This is a genomic window from Arthrobacter tumbae (assembly GCF_016907495.1).
GTDB lineage: Bacteria > Actinomycetota > Actinomycetes > Actinomycetales > Micrococcaceae > Arthrobacter_D > Arthrobacter_D tumbae.
In genome coordinates this window covers 1,174,369-1,196,284 of the sequence record NZ_JAFBCC010000001.1, presented here as the reverse complement: position 1 = coordinate 1,196,284, position 21,916 = coordinate 1,174,369, and the positions used below count along the sequence as shown (strand labels likewise).

Annotated in this window: 20 protein-coding genes; 11 read left to right on the top strand and 9 right to left on the bottom strand. The window is 64.7% G+C overall.

The annotated features are described in order from the left end of the window. Nucleotides 1-55 precede the first annotated feature (55 nt). The 6 genes from JOD47_RS05700 to JOD47_RS05675 all read left to right on the top strand — a co-directional run bounded on the left by JOD47_RS05700 (nt 56) and on the right by JOD47_RS05675 (nt 5,227). Nucleotides 56-754, top strand: a complete 699-nt coding sequence (locus tag JOD47_RS05700) for a response regulator (protein WP_204532776.1) — start codon at nt 56-58, stop codon at nt 752-754. 81 nt (nt 755-835) lie between these two features. Then, on the top strand, nt 836-1,717 hold the full coding sequence (locus tag JOD47_RS05695; RefSeq protein ID WP_204532774.1) for an ABC transporter ATP-binding protein: 882 nt from the start codon (nt 836-838) through the stop codon (nt 1,715-1,717). After that, nucleotides 1,714-2,952: an ABC transporter permease gene (locus tag JOD47_RS05690; protein ID WP_307836207.1), complete on the top strand. Its 1,239-nt coding sequence runs from the start codon at nt 1,714-1,716 to the stop codon at nt 2,950-2,952. Before JOD47_RS05695 ends, JOD47_RS05690 begins: the two co-directional genes overlap by 4 nt. A gap of 227 nt (nt 2,953-3,179) precedes the next feature. Then, the gene (locus JOD47_RS05685) at nt 3,180-3,635 is read left to right on the top strand and encodes an antitoxin (protein ID WP_204532772.1); all 456 of its coding nucleotides are present in this window, start codon (nt 3,180-3,182) and stop codon (nt 3,633-3,635) included. A gap of 3 nt (nt 3,636-3,638) precedes the next feature. Further along, nucleotides 3,639-4,133 carry a DNA alkylation repair protein gene (locus tag JOD47_RS05680; RefSeq protein WP_204532770.1) on the top strand — a complete coding sequence of 165 codons (495 nt, stop codon included), beginning with the start codon at nt 3,639-3,641 and terminating at the stop codon, nt 4,131-4,133. Nucleotides 4,134-4,189: 56 nt separating this feature from the next. Then, the gene (locus JOD47_RS05675) at nt 4,190-5,227 is read left to right on the top strand and encodes an isopenicillin N synthase family dioxygenase (protein ID WP_204532768.1); all 1,038 of its coding nucleotides are present in this window, start codon (nt 4,190-4,192) and stop codon (nt 5,225-5,227) included. A 12-nt stretch (nt 5,228-5,239) separates the two neighbouring features. Here the strand turns inward: JOD47_RS05675 and JOD47_RS05670 are convergent, their stop codons facing one another. Then, nucleotides 5,240-6,151: a ribonuclease Z gene (locus JOD47_RS05670; protein ID WP_204532766.1), complete on the bottom strand. Its 912-nt coding sequence runs from the start codon at nt 6,149-6,151 to the stop codon at nt 5,240-5,242. A 131-nt stretch (nt 6,152-6,282) separates the two neighbouring features. On the opposite strand from JOD47_RS05670, the gene JOD47_RS05665 reads away from it, so the two are divergent. Then, nucleotides 6,283-6,771, top strand: a complete 489-nt coding sequence (locus JOD47_RS05665) for a GNAT family N-acetyltransferase (protein WP_239548025.1) — start codon at nt 6,283-6,285, stop codon at nt 6,769-6,771. A 30-nt stretch (nt 6,772-6,801) separates the two neighbouring features. Here the strand turns inward: JOD47_RS05665 and JOD47_RS05660 are convergent, their stop codons facing one another. Both JOD47_RS05660 and JOD47_RS05655 read right to left on the bottom strand, forming a co-directional pair. Then, nucleotides 6,802-7,203: a VOC family protein gene (locus JOD47_RS05660; protein ID WP_204532762.1), complete on the bottom strand. Its 402-nt coding sequence runs from the start codon at nt 7,201-7,203 to the stop codon at nt 6,802-6,804. A gap of 20 nt (nt 7,204-7,223) precedes the next feature. Beyond that, nucleotides 7,224-8,498: a multidrug effflux MFS transporter gene (locus JOD47_RS05655; RefSeq protein WP_307836206.1), complete on the bottom strand. Its 1,275-nt coding sequence runs from the start codon at nt 8,496-8,498 to the stop codon at nt 7,224-7,226. Nucleotides 8,499-8,588: 90 nt separating this feature from the next. Between JOD47_RS05655 and JOD47_RS05650 the strand changes: the two genes are divergently transcribed. Beyond that, nucleotides 8,589-9,275: an ABC transporter ATP-binding protein gene (locus JOD47_RS05650; protein WP_204532760.1), complete on the top strand. Its 687-nt coding sequence runs from the start codon at nt 8,589-8,591 to the stop codon at nt 9,273-9,275. Next, nucleotides 9,275-10,801: a DUF6297 family protein gene (locus JOD47_RS05645; protein ID WP_204532757.1), complete on the top strand. Its 1,527-nt coding sequence runs from the start codon at nt 9,275-9,277 to the stop codon at nt 10,799-10,801. Before JOD47_RS05650 ends, JOD47_RS05645 begins: the two co-directional genes overlap by 1 nt. Here the strand turns inward: JOD47_RS05645 and JOD47_RS05640 are convergent. From JOD47_RS05640 to JOD47_RS05625, 4 genes are all read right to left on the bottom strand, one after another. Further along, complete coding sequence (locus tag JOD47_RS05640) at nt 10,798-11,022, bottom strand: hypothetical protein (protein WP_204532755.1); 225 nt, start codon at nt 11,020-11,022, stop codon at nt 10,798-10,800. The two genes, JOD47_RS05645 and JOD47_RS05640, sit on opposite strands and share 4 nt — an antisense overlap. A gap of 70 nt (nt 11,023-11,092) precedes the next feature. Beyond that, nucleotides 11,093-13,129: an ABC transporter ATP-binding protein gene (locus JOD47_RS05635; RefSeq protein WP_372432790.1), complete on the bottom strand. Its 2,037-nt coding sequence runs from the start codon at nt 13,127-13,129 to the stop codon at nt 11,093-11,095. Continuing rightward, nucleotides 13,126-14,859: an ABC transporter ATP-binding protein gene (locus JOD47_RS05630; RefSeq protein ID WP_204532754.1), complete on the bottom strand. Its 1,734-nt coding sequence runs from the start codon at nt 14,857-14,859 to the stop codon at nt 13,126-13,128. The genes JOD47_RS05635 and JOD47_RS05630 overlap by 4 nt, the downstream gene beginning before the upstream one ends. 147 nt (nt 14,860-15,006) lie before the next feature. Further along, the gene (locus JOD47_RS05625) at nt 15,007-16,449 is read right to left on the bottom strand and encodes a lipase maturation factor family protein (RefSeq protein WP_204532752.1); all 1,443 of its coding nucleotides are present in this window, start codon (nt 16,447-16,449) and stop codon (nt 15,007-15,009) included. A gap of 207 nt (nt 16,450-16,656) precedes the next feature. Here JOD47_RS05625 and JOD47_RS05620 point away from each other — a divergent pair, with 207 nt between their 5' ends. Together JOD47_RS05620 and JOD47_RS05615 are read left to right on the top strand one after the other, a co-directional pair. After that, complete coding sequence (locus JOD47_RS05620) at nt 16,657-17,469, top strand: hypothetical protein (protein WP_204532750.1); 813 nt, start codon at nt 16,657-16,659, stop codon at nt 17,467-17,469. Nucleotides 17,470-17,581: 112 nt separating this feature from the next. Beyond that, on the top strand, nt 17,582-19,258 hold the full coding sequence (locus JOD47_RS05615; RefSeq protein WP_204532748.1) for an SLC13 family permease: 1,677 nt from the start codon (nt 17,582-17,584) through the stop codon (nt 19,256-19,258). Here the strand turns inward: JOD47_RS05615 and JOD47_RS05610 are convergent. After that, nucleotides 19,255-20,925, bottom strand: a complete 1,671-nt coding sequence (locus JOD47_RS05610) for an alkaline phosphatase D family protein (protein WP_204532740.1) — start codon at nt 20,923-20,925, stop codon at nt 19,255-19,257. The two genes, JOD47_RS05615 and JOD47_RS05610, sit on opposite strands and share 4 nt — an antisense overlap. A 284-nt stretch (nt 20,926-21,209) precedes the next feature. Continuing rightward, a complete protein-coding gene (locus JOD47_RS05605) occupies nt 21,210-21,911 on the bottom strand; it encodes a GntR family transcriptional regulator (RefSeq protein WP_204532738.1) in 702 nt (233 codons plus the stop codon). Nucleotides 21,912-21,916: the final 5 nt, after the last annotated feature.

Below are 21,916 nucleotides of genomic sequence, written 5' to 3'. Positions count from 1 at the left end.
GCGCCCGCCTCCTCCCGCTCAACTCCCTTCTGTCGAACTGCCACGAAAGAACGTGATGAACAAGATCCGAGTGCTGCTTGCCGATGACCAGGGGCTCGTCCGTGCCGGTTTCGCGACCATCCTGTCCATTGAGGATGACATCGAGGTGGTGGGCCAGGTGACCAACGGGCAGGAGGCGGTGGACTTCGCTGCTGCCAACGACGTCGACATCATCCTGATGGACGTGCAGATGCCGGTGCTTGACGGAATCCGCGCAACTGAGCAGATCACGGCAGCCGGTCGGGGGAAGGTCATCATCCTGACCACCTTTGAGCGCGATGACTACCTTTTCGACGCAATCCGCGGCGGTGCGAGCGGCTTCCTCCTCAAGAATGCCGATCCGGATGACCTTGTCGCCGCAGTGCAGGCGGTTGCCGGCGGTTACGCGCTGCTGGCCCCGGAGGTCACCCTCCGCGTGATCGAGCGCTTCGCGGACCAGCTCGGCAGCCAGGAACAGGCGCAGGTGGAGAAGCAACCCAGCGCCGACCGGCAGCGTCAGCAGAACCTGCTCGCCTCCCTGACCCAGCGCGAGAGGGAGGTTCTCGAGTGCATGGCCGCGGGACTGAGCAACGCCGAGCTGGCACGCAAGCTCTACCTGGCCGAGGCGACCGTGAAATCCCATGTCTCCTCGCTGCTGGCCAAGATTCAGGTCCGGGACCGGGTGCAGGCGGTTGTCTTCGCCTATGAGAGCGGGCTCATCCGTCCGGGGGAATGACGGCTCCGCCTTACGGCTCATCCGCTGCGCACCCGGCTTGCCTACTGTTGATGACCGAAGGATCAAACGGGAGGAAACCCAATGCTGCAGGTGCAGAACCTGACCCGGCGCTTCGGCGAGAACACCGCCGTCGACGACGTAAGTTTCACAGTCCCCTCGGGGAAGATGACCGGATTCGTGGGCGCCAACGGGGCCGGAAAAACCACCACCATGCGCATGATCATGGGTGTTCTCACCGCGCATGCGGGCAGCGTCCTGGTGAGCGGTCGCCCGGTCACAGCGGCTGACCGCGCCACTTTCGGGTACATGCCCGAAGAACGCGGCCTCTACCCGAAGCAGCCCATCCTCGACCAGCTCGTCTACCTGGGCCAGCTGCACCGGATGAGCCAGGCCGATGCACGGTCCCGCGCACAGGACCTGCTCGAGCGCTTCCAGCTCGGCGGCCGCGGAAAGGACAAGCTGGAGTCCCTGTCACTCGGCAACCAGCAAAGGGTGCAGATTGCGGCATCACTCCTGCACCGGCCCTCGGTCCTCGTTCTCGACGAACCGTTCTCCGGGCTCGACCCCATTGCGGTGGACTCAATGGTGGACCTGCTTCGCGAGCACACCGCCCAAGGCGTCCCGGTCCTCTTTTCCAGCCACCAGCTCGATCTGGTGGATCGCCTCTGCGACAACCTCGTGGTCCTGCAGAAGGGTCGGCTGGTCGCTTCCGGCACCGGCGATGAACTCCGCGCCACGGCTCCCCGCCGGCACAGGCTGACCGTCTCACCCGACGCCGGCTGGGTCCGGGAGGAAACCGGGGTGACCGTCATCGACGTCGCAGGCCGGGACGCCGTCGTCGAGCTGGAAAACGACGACGACGCGCAGCGGCTGCTTGCCGCCGCCATGGCACGCGGAAGCGTGTACGAATTCAGCAGAATCAGGCCAAGCCTGAGCGAAATCTACCGGGGGGTATCCCAGTGAGCACCGAAACAACGGAGCGGCACGTGCGGCCGGGGGAGCCGTCGTCGTCCCAGCCGGGACGCAACGCACAGCCGGCCTGGCTGATCGTCACCCTTCGTGAAGTCATGGTCAAGGCGAAGGACCGCGGGTTCGCGATTTCCACGATCGTGACGCTCGTGCTTATTGTCGCCGGCGTCGTCTTCAACGCCTACATGTCCAGCCGCGGTGAGGATTTCACCGTGGCGGTAACCTCGGAGGCCGGACAGTCGGTGACCGCGCTCGCGGACCAGGATGGCAGGGCCGACGACGGCAACACCACTTTCACGGCGATTGTCGTTGACTCGGAGGAAGCAGCACTCGAGGAGGTCCGGTCGGAGGAAGCCGACGCGGCGCTCATCCGGGGCGATGGCGGTGGCTGGACTCTGACAGGAAAGAATGAGGTTTCCAGGGGGTTGAGCACCGGGATCGGTGCCTCGCTGGAGACTTACGTGCTGGAAACCAACGCGGCTGCGGCCGGAACCTCGCCGGAGGAGCTGCTTGCCGGTTCCGAACTCGAGGAGTCGCTGCTGGAAGGCAACGCGGAGAACCAGGCCGTGGCAGACATCGCCGGTTTCGCCTTCAGCTTCCTGTTCTATATGGCGTCCATCATCTTCGGAATGGCCATCGCCAACTCGGTGGTGGAGGAGAAGCAGAACCGGGTGGTGGAGATCCTCGCCACGGCAATACCCGTTCGGCAATTGTTGTACGGCAAGGTACTGGGAAATACGATCCTGGCCATGGTGCAGCTTGCGCTGTACGGTGGGGCCGCCCTGTTGGCCCTCAACCTGACCGATACGGCGGACCTCGTGGGAAGCATCATCCCTGCCTCGGGATGGTTCATGGTGTTCTTCCTCTTCGGCTTCCTAATCCTCGCGTCGATCTGGGCAGTCCTGGGCTCACTGGCCAGCCGGCCGGAGGACCTGTCCAGCAACTCGACGCCGGTCATGGTCCTGATCTTCGCGGCACTGGGTGCCGGATTGTTCGCATCGGGCCAGCTGCTGGTGGTGGCGTCCTACGTGCCGGTGGTGTCATCCGTGGCCATGCCGATCCGCATGCTGAACACCGAGGTAGCGCTGTGGGAGCCGATCCTGTCACTGGTGATTGCCCTCGCGGCGGCAGTCGCGCTGCTTCACCTCGGCGAGAAAATCTACCGTAGAGCCGTCATGCAGGGCGGCGGCGCGCTGTCACTGCGCAAGGCCATGAAGCTGGAGCAGTAGGGTCTCCGCAGCAACGGCCCTTAGGTGCAGCGGCCCGCAAACACGGCCCTTAGGCGTAACGGCCCGCAAACACGGCCCTTAGGTGCACACACGCCGGTTCGAACCGGCGATCCTGCACCTGAGGGCCGTTTCTGCTTTCCGCTCGGGCCATAGGCGGGGGACAATTCCCTGTGGAACGACGTTGGTACTCACAGGACACCGCACTCACGTGAAAGAAGGAAACGGTTATGGCTGGATTCGGATCGCTCGGCAAGATCGCGATGGGACTCGCGCGTAATCCCAAAGTCAGGGAAGCCCTCAATAGCCCGCAGGCCAAGCAGATGGGCAGCAAGGTTGTGGACCGGGTAGCGGAGGCGGCTGACAAAGCCACCAAGGGCAAGCACCAAGACAAGATCCAGAACGCCCGCGGCCAGGCACACAAGCACCTCGGAGGCCCAGGGGACGGTGCGCAAGGTCAGGGTCAGGGTTTGGGTGACGGGCCCCAGGCATCGGGAGCCGGACCGCAGACGCCGGGAAGCGTCCCGCAGAGCCCCGGCCCCGAAGCCGGACCGCAGACGCCGGGAAGCGTCCCGCAGAGCCCCGGCCCCGAAGCCGGACCTCAGAATCCCGGAACCTCTCAGGGCCAGGGCCCGGCGAACCGATCGGAGACGCCCGGAAGTACCCCCGGGAACCCGCGCCTCTGAGCATTGAGCGAAGCTGCGGAGTTCATTGATGCCGCACTCCAGCGGGAAGCGTCATGGGAGCGGGCAGATGCGCTGAACTCGCTCGACGACGGACTCCGCTATTACGGCGCCTCGGTAGGCGCCATCCGGGGCACCATTCGTGACGCGCGCCGCAAATTCCGGCATCTGACGCACGACGAGGTGGTCTTCCTCAGTTCCGAGCTCTGGGGAGATTCACCGGTTTTCGAGCGTCGTCTCGCCGCGGTGGTCCTTCTGCAGTCGAGCGTTGCACTGCTCCGGAACACTGATCTGACGAGGATTGAAGGTTTCCTGCGGAGTTCGCGGACAGAATTGCTGGCGGATCCGCTCGCGGCCGATGTCGTCGGGCCACTGATTGCACGCCTTACCGGGCACGACAGACTGAAGGCGATTACCGTCGTCGACCGTTGGGCGCAGGACCAGGAGCCCATGCTGCGCCGGGCCGCGGAAGTGGTCCGGCAGCCCCTTCCGCCTGAATGAAACATTGCGTCATAAAGAGAAGTATCAGGTAGGGGTTCTCGCGTTAGGCTCCATCAATGACGCATACCCAGCGATCGATCCCCGTGCTCGACCTCAGCACAGCCCGCCGCCCCGACGGCTCTTTCGACCAGGACTTTATCGAGCAGCTGCGCGAAGCCGCCCATGCCGTGGGGTTTTTCCAGATCATCAACTACGGCGCTGCTCCGTCCCAGGTGGATGACCTGTTCAGCGGAATGAAGCAGTTCTTTGATCTACCTGTGGAGGAGCGGCTCGCACTCGATAACCGCAACTCGCCGCACTTCCGCGGTTATGCCCGGCTCGGCACCGAGGTGACGCGTGGCCGTGCTGACGCCCGCGAGCAGATCGACTTTTCCCCGGAGCGCGAGCCGGTTCCCGACTATCCGGAGGACCAGCCGTACTGGCTTCTTCAGGGTCCCAATCAGTGGCCGGGAGGGAACCTGCCGGAGCTCGAGAGCCGGGCGATGGATTGGGCTGCCCTGATGTCCGGGGTCGGTGCGGAGCTGTTGTCGGCGATCGCCGTTGCGCTGGGCCAGCCGGAGGACCACTTTGCGGACCTCTTCGAGGCCACGCCGGCCTGGATGGCCAAGCTCGTGCACTACGTCGGAGGGCTCGAGGGTGCCGGCAGTCAGGGCGTCGGACTCCATGCCGACTACGGCTTTGTGACGCTGCTCCTGCAGGACGAGGTGGGTGGGCTTGAGGTGCTTCCGCCCGGTACGGACACCCCGATTCCTGTCGAGCCCATTCCGGGGGCGCTGGTGGTGAACCTCGGCGAGATGCTGGAGGTGGCCACCGGAGGCTACCTTGCAGCAACCATCCATCAGGTGCAGGCGCCGCCGCCCGGCGTGGACCGCTACTCGGTCCCGTTCTTCTGGTCGCCGCGTCTTGACGCCGTGGTCCAGCCGGTTTCGCTGCCGCCCGAGTTGCAGGCTGCCGCCCGCGGGATCTCCGATGACCCGGACAACCCCATGCTGTCCTCCTACGGGATGAACGTCCTCAAGGGGCGGGTGCGGGCCCACCCCGATGTTGCCGAACTGCACCATCCCGGGTTGGGGAAGGTTCTGTCGCAGCGCTGAGTCGGCCGACGGCTAGGGCAGCGAGCGGCGCTTGGGAAGCGGGATGCGGTCCAGGTCGTTGGCTGCGATGATCCGGGTGCCGCTGCCGGCACCCATTCGGACGACGACGGCGGCAGCCGCCTGCTCTTCCAGCACGCTTACATCGGGGTAGCGGGACGAGAAGTGCGTGAGCACGAGCATGCGTGCGCGTCCGTTCGCAGCCAGCGTGCCTGCCTGCCCTGCGGTGAGGTGCAGGTACTCGGCGGCGAGGCCGGCGTCGTCGTCGCTGAAAGTGGACTCGGCAACCAAGAGGTCCACGTTCTCGGCGAGTGCCTCCGCGCCCTCACATTCAGCGGTGTCCATGACAAAAGCGAAGGTTTGCCCCGGCTTCGGGACGCTGACCTCCTCAAGCGCCGTGTCGCCGATCCGTCCTTCGCGCTGTAGGCGGCCGACGTCGGGACCTGTGATTCCTGCCGCGGCGAGGCGCTTCGGCAGGAGGCTCCGCGACGGAGGTTCGCTGAGGCGGTAGCCGTAAGCCTCAATCCGGTGCCGCAGCGGCTGCACTTCGAGCCCATCGGCGATGGCGCCGGAGGAACCGTGCGGGCGCAGCCGCAGGTCCAGGCCCGGTGTCGCGAGGGAGACGAGCGCCCGGACTGACTCTTCGCCCGACGCGGGGTAGTGGAGGTGCACCGGGTGGGTCACGCCGTCGAGCACCATGCGGGACAGCACTCCCGGCAGACCGAAGCAGTGATCGCCGTGCAGGTGGGTCAGGCAGATGCGGGTGACGCTGGAAGCGCTGACGCCGGCGTAGGTCATCTGCCGCTGGGTGCCTTCACCCGGGTCGAAGAGCAGCCCCTCGCCGTCCCAGCGGAGGAGGTACCCGTTGTGGTTGCGGGTCCGGGTGGGAACCTGGGAGGCGGTACCGAGGATCACGAGTTCGCGCATGGGTCGAGTCTGCCAGTTTCTGGCTAGCGACAGTCCATAGTGAAGGTGCAGTGTGCATGAAGCACTGACCAGGTCTCCATGGTGTACTGAGCAGCATGATTCGCGCGGCGCTTCCGGAGGACGTCGCTAGTATGCCTGATATCGAGCGAGCTGCGGGAGCGGCTTTCCGGGAGCTGGACATGGCACCGATCGCCGACGATGAGGCGCCGCCCATGGACGTTCTGCACGGCTACCAGCGAGCCGGTCACGCCTGGGTCGCAACGGACAATGACGGCCAGCCAATCGCCTACCTGCTGCTTGACGTGGTGGATGGCGCCGGCCACATCGAGCAGGTATCGGTGCACCCGGATCATGCGCGGCGAGGGTTGGGACGTGCACTGTTGAGCGTGGCGGAGGAATGGGCCGCACTGCACGGTTTGTCAGCGTTGACTCTGACTACTTTCACCGACGTTCCATGGAATGCGCCGTACTACTCGCGCCTCGGCTTTCGCGTGATCACAAGGGATGATTGGACGCCTGGTCTTCAACGAATTCGCAATCACGAGGCCGCGCTCGGTCTCGACGCGTGGCCTCGAACGGTAATGCGGCGGCCGGTCGGCGCGCAGGCGGAACGTAAGTAGCCGCTTCCGATGTGGGCCGCTGCGCCGTACTCACGCAACGGGCTCGTAGCCGATGAGCCAGTGAAGCCCGTGACGGTCGATGACCTGCCCATCGGAGGCGCCCCACGGCTTGGGTGCGAGTGGATCGACCACAGTGCCGCCGTCAGCCAGCTTGTCGAACCAGTCATGGAGGACAGCCGGTTCGGCGGTCCCCAGCAAGGAGAGCATCATGCCCTCGAACCGGACGCTCTTGTCCCCGGCTCCTGCATCCGAACCCGCCAAGGCAACCACGCCGTTGAGTTCGCCGTGGGCAATGGCATCAGGGGTGCCCTCGCTCCTGCTGAAATCCTCATGCGTGTGCAGGGAGAGCTCCCCGCCGAAGACGCCGGCGTAGAAGTTCAGGGCCTCACGCGCTGTGCCGGGGAAGCTGACATAGATCTGGGGTGCTGTCATTGGCTCAGCTTACAAACTGTTCACACGCCGCGTGGGCCGGAGATCTGATCCTCCGGCACATCGAACGCGCGCCAGCCGCCCTTGCGGAACACCGGAGTGCCAAGAGCCAGTACGACGACGGTGAGCGCCACGGTGCCGAGCATGACAATCGCCATGGACCTGGCGTCACCTCCGAGGATTCCCACGAGCGGACTGACAATTCCGGCAACCCCGGACTGCAGGGCGCCGATGACCGCGGCGGCTGTTCCGGCCATGTGCCCGTAGGAGTTGAGCGCGAGGACTGATGCGTTAGCCGGAATCATGCCTTGGGTGCCGAGGACCAGCCACAGGGCTGCGCACAGGCCTATGACGCCGCCGAAGCCGGTCGCTGCTACGGCGACCAGGATCAGGGCGAACACGAGTTGCGCAACAGAAGCTGTGCGCAACAGCTTGGCAGGCCCAACCTTCCGGACCAGAGAGGCGTTCAGCTGAGCGGACAGCACCAGGGCCACACCATTCAGCGCAAACACCAGCGCAAACTGGCCCTGGCTGAGGCCGTACTGGTCCTGGAACACGAAGGGGGAACCCACCACGTAGCTCATGATCACGCCGAGACCCAGTCCGGGAATCACCGCGAGGGACATGAAGCGCACGTTCCGCAGCAGCTGCCAGTAGCCGCCGGCCACTCGGGAAGGCCGGGCGGGCCGGCGCCGTTCAACCGGAAGGGTTTCGGGCATGAACCGCCAGACAATCACCACGAGGGCGGCGCCGATCAGCGCCAGCGCATAGAACACAGCCCGCCACTCCCAGATGCCGGCTATGCCTTGACCGATCGTGGGAGCAAAAAGCGGCGCGACGCCGATCACCAGCATGAGGCGGGAGAGGAGCCTGGCGGCGTCGGACCCGACGAACCGGTCACGGATGACCGCGATGGCGACGACGGCGGCGGCCGCGTTGAAGAAGCCCTGCAGCACCCGAAGCACAATGAGCGTGCCGATGTCGGGGGCGATCGAGCAGAGTAGCGAGATGATGACGTGCAGCGTGATACCGACAAGTAGCGGGAGCCGCCGGCCGAACCGGTCGGACAGCGGACCGATCACCAACTGCCCTACGCCACCGCCCAACAGCATGCCGGACAACGTGAACTGCACGGCCGCCTGGCTCGCCTGCAGGTCCTCCGCAACTGCTGGGAGCGAGGGCAGATACATATCGGTGGTGACGGCGGGCAGCGCGGCGAGGGCGCCCAGCATCAGGATGTACTTGATCCCGGGAACATAGCGGGGAGTTTGAGCCTGGGGCGCAGGCGATTCAGTCACTCAATCAACTGTAAACCGATTCCGGGCCATGTGCCGGGGGAGCTGAAACGTTACGGGACCGCTGCGCTGCCGTCCCGATAGGGTTGGAGGGTGAGTTCACGGGGGACAGTTTTGGAGGCCGAGCGCCTCGTTGTCGGCTACGCGGGCGCACCCGTCTGCGGTGAAATTTCGGTGGCCGTGCGTGCCGGGGAGATCCTCGGCGTTGTCGGTTTCAATGGAGCGGGCAAGTCGACGGCCGCACGCACGCTCGCCGGTCGGCAGCTCCCCATCTCGGGTGACGTGAAAGTCCACGGGCTGTTGGCAAATCCCGACGCCGTTGCCTTCCGCAGGGAGGTGTCCACCGTTTTCGACGAGGACATGTTCTTCCCATCCCTCACGGTCCGCGAACATCTGCTGCTGGTCGCCCGCGGGCATTCCCTGCCTGATCCTGAGGCGCAGGTGCAGGAGGAGTTGAGCTTCTTCGGGCTCCATGAGCGGGCCGACGTGGTGCCTGAATCGCTATCATCGGGCCAGCGCCGCCGCACACTGCTGGCTGCCGGCTTGATGCGGCCGGCCTCGCTGCTCATCCTTGACGAACCCGAACAGCGGCTCGACCCAGTGATGCGTGAAGCGTTGGGCGGGCGTATCCGTTCGCTGGCAGCGGGCGGGGCGACGGTAGTGCTCGTCACGCATGATCCGCAGCTCTTGCTGGACACGGCAAGCTCGTGCCTGGTCATCGACGACGATGTAACCCTTGCAGCGCCGGGAGCCGCAGCCGCCATCATCGCGGGCGCTTGATGAGTACGGTGATAGAGGTGGGCTCAGCCGCCCGGGCCGGGGAAATCGTCCGGTTCACCCGGCGGTCGGCCCGCCGCTACAACCGGTCCCGGACCTCCCTGCCTGACCTTTTCGTCGACGTCTACGTCAGTGTCCTGGCTCTCGGGTGCGCGGTTGCCCTCGCGGTGTCCTTCGTGCTCGCGCTACGGGGTGAATTCGCGCAGCGCTCCGCCACGGACAGCGGCCTCATCGCCGACCCGGTACTCGTCCTCCCCAGCCAGGCACTGGAGGTTCTGCTGACCTTCGCAGCGCTCGCCGCCGTCGTCGTACTTGGCCGGAGGCTGGGACCGCTCGCGGTGGGTGGGCCGGAGAGCACATGGTGGCTCTCCCTGCCGGTGGACCGGCGGCCGATGGTGTGGGGTCCGTTCCTGCGGCGTGCCGTGCTTGCCGGTGCGGGTGCGACCGTAGCCTATACGCCGGTCAGCATTCTGGGCGCGCTGGAACGGGCGCCGCTGACTCATGCCTATGCCGCCGCCACTTTCGGAGTGCTCGTTGTGGCTGCGATGGGCACTGCAGCGTTGCTGCAGGGGAGTGGGCGGTCGGTTGGGTTGAAGTTTGCAGCGGCCGGCATTGCCGTTGCCGGTGCGTTCGCCACTGTATTGGTGCCGTCAGCCTGGTCCTTCGGCGCAGCACTGGTTCTTGCCATGGCCCTGTTGCGGTTGGTTTCACCGCGCGCAGGTCTTGTTTCCGGCGGCGAGCTCACCCGTGCCGGAGCGGTGTCCGGTCACGTTGGCTCGTCGCTGTACTTCATGGACTCGAATGAGTTGCTGCGTGCGGTCCGCGCTGATTCCCGTACCGCGCACCGCCGCGGTGCACGCTATTTCAGGTGGCCCATGCGCAGCCCGTTCGCAGCACTGCTGCGCGCCGACGTCGTTGGTTTCCTGCGCCTGCACCCCACGCCGACGACGGCGGTGCTCTGGCTGGTTGCGTGCGTTGCGGTGATGCTTGTGGACGGCGGCTTGCCGGTCTTTGTGCAGTTGGGCGCCGTCGTTCTTGCCGGTTGCGCTGTGGCATCAGGGTTCGGGGCGGTAGCGCGGAGAGCGGCACTGGTGCCGGAGCTCGATGGGCTGGTGCCGGTAAACCCAACGCTGGTTCGGGCGAGCCGGGCCGCCATGCCTGCCGCCACGATGATGCTGTGGATGGCGCTGCTCGGTGGGGTATTGGCGTTCCTCGGGGCGGCTGGCCCGATGCTGATCCTGGTGTCGGCGCTTGCCGGTATCGGAATGGGTGCGGGTACCGTTCGTGGTGCCAGCCGCCCGGCGACGGACTGGTCAGCGCCACCGGTTGAGACGCCGTTCGGCCCGGTCCCGCGCGCACAACTAGCGGCACTGCTGCGCGGTGTGGATGTGACGGTTCTGAGCCTGATGCCCGTGGTCCTCACGCTGTACCTCGGCGTGGTTGCGTTGCCGGTGCTCGTTGTTCAGGCGGTGATCAGTGGCGTTGTGTTCCTCGTGGTTGCGATGACCAACCCGCACGGGAACGGTTAGCGCTCCAAGAACCGGCGCCGGCTCAGGTCCCTCTTTCGTGACTGCACCCCGAGGAAGAACATCAGGGCGCCTTCGAGCAGGAGGAAGGCACCGACTGCTGCGAGGAACCAGTCCAGCCCGCTTGCCGTGCCGTTGATGATGCTGCTAAACGGCACAAGCAAAAGGAAGGCGCCGGCGAGCAGCGACGTGCCGCCCGTCAGGAAAAGTTTGGTGTACGTCATGACGTTCCCCCTTGCATGGTCATCGTCCATTCAAACAGCAGCGGACCGACATGGGGAACTCCGCGGGCACCTAAACGGGATCCGCCGCCGCTGCGAATTGCGACATGTAGAGCCGGTAGTACGCTCCCTGTGCCTCAAGAAGTTCCAAATGACTGCCCTGCTCCACTATCCGGCCGGCCTCCATCACCAGGATGATGTCTGCATCGCGGATGGTGGACAGACGGTGGGCTATGACAAAGCTCGTACGGTCTGTCCGCAACGCCGCCATGGCGTGCTGCACCAGCAGCTCGGTCCGGGTATCAACCGAGCTGGTGGCCTCGTCAAGGATCAGCAGTGATGGGCTGGCGAGGAACGCCCGCGCGATGGTGATCAGCTGCTTCTCACCCGCGCTGACGTTGTTGCCCTCCTCGTCAATGACGGTGTCATAACCGTCCGGCAATGCCCGCACAAAGCGGTCAACGAAGGTGGCTTTCGCCGCCTGCATCACCTGTTCCTCCGTGGCATCCAGGTTGCCGTAACGGATGTTCTCGTAGATCGACCCGCCGAAGAGCCAGGCATCCTGCAGAACCATGCCCACCCGGGAGCGCAGCTCCGCGCGGCTGATCTGGGTGATATCCACGCCATCTAGGGTGATGCGCCCGGAATTGAGTTCATAGAACCGCATCACGAGATTCACCAGCGTGGTCTTGCCTGCACCAGTCGGGCCCACAATCGCCACTGTCTCACCAGGTCTGGCCGCAAAGGACAGGTCTTCGATCAGTGGCCGGTCCGGCGAGTAGCTGAAGCTGACATGCTGGAACTCGACGTGGCCGTCCGTCTTTGCGGGCAGGGAGGCGACGGCCGTGTCAGGATCCTGCTCATCGGCGTCGAGCAGTTCGAACACCCGTTCCGCCGAGGCAACACCTGACTGCAGCATGTTCGCCATGCCCGCCATTTGACTCAAGGGCTGGTTAAATTCACGTGAGTACTGGATGAACGCCGTCGCCTCACCGAGGGTCATTGAGCCGGAGGCCACGCGCAGCCCACCGACCACCGCGATCCCCACGTAGGAAAGGTAGGAGATGAACTGCATGACCGGCATGATCATTCCGGACACAAACTGAGCACCGAAGGAGGCCTTGTAGAGCTCCTCGTTCTTCTGGTCGAACTGCTCCAGCGATTCCTTCTCCCGGCCGAAAACCCGAACCAGGTCATGGCCGCTGAATGACTCCTCGATGTGCCCGTTCAACTGGCCGGTGTTCTTCCACTGCTCCGCGAACAGTTTCTGGCTGCGGACCCCGATCAGGCCCGCCCCCAGCGCCGACAGCGGCAGCGCTACGAGGGCGATCAGGGCAAGTTGCCACGAGACCACGAACATCATCACCATGATGCCGATCAGGCTCAGGGCCGACATGATGAGCTGCGCGAAAGCCTGCTGCAGCGCCTGCTGGACATTGTCGACGTCGTTGGTTACGCGGGAAAGCAGGTCGCCTCGCTGCCGGGTGTCGAAGTAGTTCAGCGGGAGCCGGTTCAGCTTGGCCTCCACGTCCCGGCGCAGGTTGTAAACCACCCGCATGACGACCTTGTTCAGCAGGTATCCCTGCAGCCACATGAAGACCGAAGACACCAGGTACATGCCCAGCACCAGCAGGATGAGCCGGCCGAGCAGGGTGAAGTCGATGCCCGCACCGGGGGTCAGTTCCATGCCGGAGAGCATGTCGGCGAACTGATCCTGCCCCTCAGCCCGCAAGCCGTCGATCACCTGTTGCTGGTTGGCGCCTTCGGGCAGGTTGCTGCTGATGACACCGCTGAAGATGACATCCATCGCGCTGCCGAGCACCCGCGGTGCGATGACATTGAGTACGACGGCGACAACCACCATCGCGAGCACCACCACGATGGCGGTTCTTTCCGGTGCCAGCAGACTGAAGAGCCGCTTGGCGGACGGCCAGAAATGCTTGGCCTTCTTTGCCGGGGTGCCGCCGAACATGTCACCGTCAGCTTCGGAGGGGCGGAACTCCTCGTCGAGCACCTGCGCCTCGGCGTCTGCCGCGGCGCCGGGTGTGGGTGCGACGACCGGGTCGATGGACCGGTCTTCGTCGGGTCGGAAGTCCTTGTCGGTGCTCATGCCACCTCCTCCGCCGTCGTCTGTGATTCAACGATCTCCTGGTAGGTCGGCGAGGTCTCCAGCAGTTCCTCATGGGTGCCGCGGGCGACGATCTCCCCGTTCTCCATCACGAGAATCTGGTCGGCGTCGGTAATGGTGGTGACACGCTGCGCGACGATGATCACGGTGGCGTCCCGGGTTCTCGATTTCAGCGCGGCCCGCAACCGCGAATCGGTGGTGACGTCGAGTGCGGAGAACGAGTCGTCGAACAGATAGACCTTCGGTTCGGCTACCAGTGCCCGCGCAATGCAAAGCCGCTGGCGCTGCCCGCCCGAGACGTTGGTGCCGCCCTGCGAGACCGGAGCCTCCAGTCCGTGGTCTTTCGCGCGGACGAAATCCGCTGCCTGGGCGACTGTGAGCGCGTCCCAGAGGTCGTCGTCGTGCGCGTTCGGGTTTCCGAACCGCAGGTTGTGCGCAACGGTGCCCGAGAAGAGGTAGGGGCGCTGCGGCACCAGCGCCACCCGGTCGGTGATGTCCGGGCGGGCCATGTCGGTGACGGGGACGCCGTCGAGCAGAACCTGGCCGTTGCCGACGTCGAAAAGGCGGGGAAGCATGGAAATCAGCGTGCTCTTGCCGGCACCGGTGCTCCCCACAATGGCAGTGGTCTGCCCGGGCCGGGCGGTGAAGCTGATGTTCTTCAGGACGGGCTCCTCAGCGCCGGGGTAGGCGAAGGTGACGCTGCGGAATTCGACCACGCCGGCCTTGGACGCGGGTTGCAGCGGCCGCTCCGTTTCGTGGATCGAAGGTTCGATGTCCAGCACTTCGCCGATGCGTTCGGCACAGACGGACGCGCGGGGGATCATCATGGCCATGAAGGTGCCCATCATGACTGCCACGAGGATTTGAAGCAGGTATTGCAGAAACGCGGTGAGCGCACCCACTTCCATTTCTCCCGCGGCCACCCGGAGGCCGCCGAACCACAGCACCGCCGCGGTGGCGAGGTGGAGGATCATGCCGATGGCCGGAAACATGAGGACAAAAAGTGAGCCCACAGCCAGCGAGACGTCCGTGAGCTCCCGGTTTGCGCGGCCGAACCGCTGGGCCTCATACGGCTCACGCACGAAAGCGCGCACCACACGGATGCCGGTGATCTGCTCACGCAGCACACCGTTGATGTTGTCGATTTTGACCTGCATGGTGCGGAACAGCGGCATCAGACGCCAGACCAGGAAACCGACGACGACGAACAGCGCCGGCACGGACACCCAGACCAGCCACGAGAGCGCCGGTTCTTCGCGCAGCGCCATGAAGATGCCGCCGATGCACATGATCGGCGCCGCAACCATGAAGTTCAGCCCCATCAGGACGAGCATCTGCACCTGCTGCACGTCATTGGTTCCGCGTGTGATGAGGCTGGGCGCCCCAAAGTGGCTGACTTCCTGCGCCGAGTATCCGGACACCCGGTGGAACACGCTCTTGCGGAGGTCGCGGCCCAGCGCCATGGCCGCTTTTGACCCGAAGAAGACCGCCGCGATTGCTGCGGCCACCTGGATGAGGCTGACCCAGAGCATCACCATGCCGATGTTCCAGATGTACTCGGTGTCGCCCTCGGCGACGCCCTCATCGATGATCTGCGCATTCAGGCTGGGCAGGAAGAGGGCGGCGATGGTCGAGGCCAGTTGCAGCACAACGACAGCCGTAACCAGTGGCGCGTAGGGCCGCAGGTATGAGCGGACCAGGGTGATCAGCATGAAGCCGGTTCCTCGAATAGTGGGCTGATTTGGCGGGCGGCCCGTTGTGTTGAGGTGGGATCAGCGCGTCGAACCAAAAGAACCGCACTTCAGAGTAGTCCTGAGCCTGCGTCCGGGCATCAGCCGAAAGGAGGATCCTGCGCCTGCTCAGCGACGCTGGCCCGCCTTGAGGGACACGGGATCCACGAGTGTTCCGGTTTCCTCGCGCATCCACCAGAGTCCTGTGGCGCGTTTCTCCTCCCGCGTGGTGAAGCGGTAGCGGAAGATGCGTGCCCGCACATAGCGGGGAGGTTTGCCGCCGAACGGGTCGTGCCTCAGGAGTTTGAGAATCTTCGGGTCCGCTTCCAGGAGCTTCACCAGCAGTGGCGTGAACCAGCCGCCGTCGGACCCCAGCGCCAGGAACCACATGAGCCAGTCGAGGCGGAGGTGGTATGGCGCGTACTGGCGGGGCATGCGGCCGGGATCGCCCGGTTTGCCCCGGAACTCGTACTCCTCCCAGCGGGAGGAGGCTGCGCCGTCGTCGTCGGCAGTTCCTTCGACGATCACCTCGTACCGGACCTTGGTCACGCTGCCAAACGCGCCGTACGCGTTGACCAGGTGGAAGCGGTTGAAACTGGCGTTCATCAGCTGCCGCTTGGCGAAGAGGTTCCGCAGCGGCTGCCAGCTCAGGTAAGCAATGAAGGCAGTCATGAGAACGACGACGGCGGCGAACCAGACCGGCGTCGTGCTGTGAGTGGGCGCGATCGTGATGCCAAGTGCTTCATAGAACGAGTCGGGGACCGCGCCGAAGGTGAGGACGATGGTGATCCAGTTGAGCCAGGCGAAGTTGCCGGAAATCACCAGCCAGCCCTGGGTGACGATGATGATGACGGCCGCCCATCCGGCGACGGGCTGCGGCGCGAAGAGGAAGAACGGCACCACCAGTTGGGCGAAGTGGTTTCCGGCGACTTCCATCCGGTGCAGCGGCTTGGGGAGCAGGTGGAAGAAGCGGCTGACTGGATTCGGCATCGGCTGGGTCTCGTGGTGGTAGTAGAGGGCGGTGAGGTCGCGCCAGGACCGGTCGCCGCGCATTTTGATCATGCCGGCGCCGAACTCGAGCCGGAACACCAGCCACCGGATGGCCAGCAGCACCAGGAACGGCGGCGCCGCCTCGTTGGAACCGAGGAACGCGACAAGGAACCCGGCTTCGAGGAGCAGGCTTTCCCAACCGAAACCGTAGAACACCTGGCCGATGTTGACGATCGACAGGTATAGCGCCCACAGGATCAGGAACGCGAGCAGAGGAAGCCAGGGGGGTCCGGTCTGGGGTAGCCCGATGACCAACAGGGCCGCAACTCCGGCGCCGATCCAGCAGACGGCGAGCAACATCCGGTCCGAGTAACGCCATCGGAAGAGCGTGGGGCCGGCGCGTTTCCCTGCGCGCTGGATGTAGCGCGGAGCAGGCAGCAGCCCGTTTTCGCCGAGCAGCGCAGGGAACTGGTTGATGGCGGAGATAAACGCGAGCAGGTAGATGGCAGCGACACCGCGCTGGAGGATCTGCCGCCCTACTTCGTATCCCTCGGCGTCGAGCACGCCGCTCAACAACTCCATGCGTCAACGAAACTCCTGCACGGAGGGAGCGTCAAGGGCGCCGGGGCTCCGTGAGATGCTGCGCGGGTACTTGCGGCGCTGCGCCCTCCGCTCAGCGGTAGCGCTTGTGCCTTGCGATAGCATTCAACCGCTATCCGATGGCGGAATTGCTATCGGGAACAAGCCCGACCGTCGATGGAACGGCCGTAGCCGACTTTGGGGGACTCTATGAAGGCATCACTGGCAACTTCCTGCGTACTCGGAGCAGTGCTGCTGTTGACCGGCTGCAGCGGCGGCTCCGCTGATTTGCCGGAACTTGGACGAGCCAGCGCGGGCGCCCCTTCGGCTTCGCTCCCCGAGAGCGCGACGACGGCACCCACCAGTGCAGCGACAGCCGCAGCACCCACCTCCTCAGCGACTGCCCCGGCACCCGCAGACGTTGAGTCGCCAAGCAGGGCAGAACTCGAAGCGAGAGTGACGGCGTTGACCGATGCCCTCGGGGACTCTTTTCAGCTCGTCTCTGCAGAGCAGGCTGCAGCGGGCCTTGAAATCGTTCAGTCGGCGATGGAGGGCGCAGACGTTCAACCGGCGGAGTGCAAGGACCATGCGGCAGGCAATGCGGCGGCATCGGGGGACCTGGCAGCTGGAGCGGTCAGCGGGGTGGGAGCTGCTGATGATTCGGGCGGCTACTTGGCTGTTGTCCTGATGGACGGGTTAACAGAGGGTGCGGTTCAGCAGGGGTTCAACCTCAGCCGCGAGGCGCTCGAGAAGTGCTCTGAGGTGACCGCGACCATTCAGGGCAATACCATCACCTCCAGCACCGAGGAGTTGCCGCTGGAGCGGATCGGCGAGGAGTCCTTTGGGCTGAGGGTGACTCAGAAGCTGGGCGGGCAACCGGTTTTCCACAGCCTCTCAATCACAGCGCGGGGTAATGGAGTGATTGCGAACGTGCAGGCGATGAGCCAGGCCGAGCTCGACGGCGTCACCCAGGACCAGCTCGCTGACCTTGCTGCTAAGTTGCTTGAGCCGAGCGCGGGGTGAGGGCATGAGGCAGGCGACGCTCATCGAAGTCCTGCCGAGATTGACACCGTTCTCACTCTGCGTGGCATCCCCTAGACTGTGATTCACCTCACCCAAGGCGCTTGGAGCAGACATGGCCATCGGATCGCAACCTTCTGAAAAGGATGCTGGCCGCGGGCCATCCGTCCCCGGAGCACACCTGAAGGATTACCACCCGCGGAAGTCCCAGGGGCAGGACGTCGACTTTCAATCTCCCGGTGAGCGTGCTCCTGCTGAGGACCCGAAGACTCACCGCATCAAATGGACCGGTTTGGCTGTGGGCCTTGCCTTGGCGCTGCTTGTTTATCTGGTGATGCCGGGTGACCTGGCGCATCCTGCGAAGCTGACGGCCGCAACGGCAGTGCTGATGGGCGTGTGGTGGATGACGGAGGCCATTCCGATTCCTGCCACTGCGCTGTTGCCGCTGATCATTTTCCCCGTACTCGGTGAGGATGTGGCAGTCGACGACGTCGGCGCCTCCTATGGCAGCAACATCATCTTTCTTTTCATGGGAGGATTCCTTCTTGCCTTGGCCATGCAACGCTGGAACCTGCACCGCCGAATCGCGTTGCGAACCGTGCGGATCATGGGCACGAAGCCGGCCCAGATGGTGGCCGGCTTCATGGTGGCCACCGCCTTCCTCAGCATGTGGGTCTCCAACACAGCAACCGCGGTCATGATGTTGCCGATCGGCGTATCCGTCCTGCTGCTGCTCCCCAACTTGCTATCGGACTCTGCGGCAGGGGCTGGCAAGGCGGACGAAACATCGTCGGATGCGGGTCTGGAGGGATCAGATCCGCAGAGCACGGAAGTCAAGAATGCGATCATCAAGTCGAACTTCGGCACGGCTCTCATGCTCGGGATTGCGTACGCGGCTTCCATTGGTTCACTGGGAACGATCATCGGGACGCCCCCCAACACCCTTCTGGTCGGCTATCTGCAGGAAGCACACGGCATCGAGATCGGCTTCGGCGAGTGGATGCTGGTCGGGGTTCCGCTTGCCGTCGTGATGCTCATCATCGCCTGGTTCCTCCTGACGAAAGTCCTGTTCAAGCCCGAGATCGATGAAATCCCTGGCGGCAGGGAGTTGATCAACAAGGAACTCCACAAGCTCGGTCCAATGTCCATGGGTGAGAAACTCGTCCTCGCCATCTTCATCCTCGCCGCACTCAGTTGGGTCTTCGTGCCCGTAATCTTCACATCCCCGCCTATTGACGACGCAGGCATCGCCATGGTGGTGGGCCTTCTGCTGTTCCTGCTGCCCGCAAGCGCGCAACGCGGTGTACGTCTGCTCGACTGGGAATCCGCGGTCAAGCTGCCGTGGGGCGTTCTCCTGCTGTTCGGTGGAGGGCTTGCACTCAGCGCTCAGTTCTCATCCTCCGGCCTGACCGACTGGATCGGTGAGAGCGCCAGTGCTCTGGGTGCAGTTCCCGTGCTTCTGATGGTGGTGATCTTTGCTACCGGCATCATTTTCCTCACGGAGCTAACCAGCAACACTGCCACCGCAGCCACCTTCCTGCCGGTGGCCGGCGGTGTAGCCCTCGGTCTTGGTCTGGACCCGATGCTGCTTGCCATCCCGGTAGCGCTGGCCGCAACGTGTGCGTTCATGCTGCCGGTGGCCACACCGCCCAACGCCATTGCCTTCGGCTCCGGATACGTGACCATCGGGCAGATGATGCGTGGCGGGCTGTGGCTCAACCTCATCGGTATTGTGCTCATCACGATCGTGACGATGACGCTGGCCGTCTGGGTCTTCACGATTGCGTACTAGCGTTTTTCCCGAGCGGTTGCCGCACGCGGCGCGATGGTGATCGAGGTGACCTCCTTCAGCGTCGGGACGCCATGGTTTCCATCACTGACGACGCCGGTGTCCCACCGCAGCTTCAACCCCTCCTCTGTCACTTCCAGGCTTGCGAGGTTGTTGTCAAACCACGGTTTCTTCAGCGTGGACCAGTGGAACGGCGGGTGCGGAACAAAGCGTGCCAGCACGCCTCCGAGCGGACCGGCCACCCGCGTGGACATCAACGCCGCAACCCAGCGCAGCGCCGGCCGCAGCGGATTCCGGATCGGAGAGCAGACCGCCTGCAGGACGCGGGACTGCATGGGTTCGTCCACCTCCTCGATGTAGGAAAAATGGACGTCACCGGACAGGAACGTCACTGTTTCCGGAGCCACGCCGCGCTGGCCTGTTGCTACCTCCGTTGCCATGGTTGCGACGGCGCGAAAACTATCCGGAAACGCCGCCCAGTGCTCCAGATCGATCGCCTGGCGAATCCACTCACCGACGGCGGCCAGGCGCTCACCCCAGCGGCCGTCGGCGAGCACGGCGTTCCAGTCCTCGATGTGATGAAGTCCCCGCGGTAGCAGGAACGGAAGCGACGTGGCAACGAGCAGATGCCGCCGGTCGCCCTGCATCAGCTCGTCCAGCCACCGCAGTTCCTTGCGGTCCAGCATGGATCGTTGACCGGGCTGCAGGACCCGGGCAGCCCGTGAATCCAGGACGATCAGCCGGGTATCGCCGAAATCCCTGCAGAAGCTCCAGCGGTAGCGTTCAGGATCTTGATCCGCCTCCTCCACAACCGCCTCGACAATAGGGCTGAGCTCAAGTTCGCCGGGCCCTTGATGGGACCGGATGGCCTGCCAGATTTCGTCAGCGGCGCGCTCGTCCGGCGAGAGGTTGCCGAGGTGCTGGTACACCCAGTAGGACGCCAGGCCGGAGACGATTCGATCCCGCCACCAGGGAATCTTCGCAACCTTTTTCTTCCACAGCAGCGACGAGTTCCAGTCGTCCCGGATGTCGTGATCATCAAAGATCATGGCGCTCGGCAATGTCGACAGCAGCCATCGAATCGCCGTGCCCGACCACGCCAGCCGGTAGATCTGCGAGTACTCCTCGTAATTGCGCAGCTCCGCATCCAGCTTGGTGTCGATTCCGCGGTCGTCCCGGATCAACTGCAGCATCTCGTTACTCGGTATGTCCGCGTAAACCTGATCGCCTAGGAACGCGATGAGGTCCGGCCGCACTGCCTCATCCCGGGCAGCGAGGCTGAGGGCAAACGCCAGGAGCGAGTCCACGCCGTGCGTCTTGTGCGCCGCGAGGTCGTTTGCTTCGCTTGTCCTGCAGGATCCGTAAGCCAGCCGGAAGGGGCGCTCCGGGTCAAGGGTCCGGATGGTGGGCGCGGGGAACGGTGACTTTTCCTCCGGCCAGACCCGCTGTCCGTCGATCTCCACCGTGTACGGCGAGGTGGATCCAGGCTCAAGCCCCTCCACCTCAACCAGCGCGTAGTGGTGCCCGTGCACAGAAAAGGTGACCGCTTCCCATGTACGGCCGGCGGCGTTGACCCGTACCCGAGCAGTTTCGCGCGTTTCCACCCACACGCTTGCCGTCGTTTCGTCGACATACCGGAGCAGGGGGCCGAGTACCAGCGAGCTGTCCATACCCCAGTTCTACCCGCGCACTGCCTGCCGGCGCCATCGCTCGGCTGCCGGTTCAAGCAGAGGAACGACGACGACGTCGGCGCCAAGGCCGGTGCCGCTAGCGATCATCGGCGGTGCCTGGCTACTCCTCACCCCGCCGGCCGAACGGATGAGGCCGGGTACGCGGGGAGCAAGAGGTGTTCAGAAAAGTGCATTCAGCAGGCAATGCATGCAATGAGAGCAGTGCAATCACTTTTCTGGAAGATATAGGTCGCCGGAACCTTGAAGATACTGTGGAGCCGCCCTTAGCCGACGTAGTCCTCCCAGAGGCGGTCGACGTCGTCGTTCTCGGTGGCCGCACCGCGCAGCAAAAGCTTCCCCGTCGATTCGAGGTGGCGGTGCATTGCGAGCGCTGCGGCATCCGCGTCGCCGCTTTCGACCGCTGTGAGGATTGGCAGGTGCTCGGCGTAGACGTCATCGAGGGAGCGGGACGTGCGGATGGTGGACATGCCGATGAGCCGCGTCGCGTCCCGCAGGTTCTCGATGATGCGGATGGTGTGGCTGTTGCTCGCGAGGTTGAGCAGGAGCGAGTGGAGGCGCTGGTCGTGGAGGAGGAAGGCCCCTTCGTCGCCGTCGCGGACTGCCTGCTGCATGGCTTCGCGCTCCTTTTCGAGGGCGGCGCGGTCTCTCGCTCCGGCGCGACGGGCGGCCTGGGCAGCCGCAGGGACCTCAAGGGCCACCCGCACCGCCATGATCTCTGCCAGTTCCCGCGCGCCGGGCAGCACGACGCGGAAGCCGCGGTTCTTCTCGATGGCCACCATCCCGGTCTCTGCCAACCGGAGCAGCGCCTCACGGACAGGGCTGCGGGACACGCTCAACCTGTCAGCCAGTTGATACACCGAGTACAGCTCGCCGGGCACGAACGTGCCGTTCCGGATGCCATCCCGCACCGCTTCGATGGTGCGCTCGGTGAGCGACGGTGGTCGCGGCGGCTGTGCAGGAGGCATGAGTC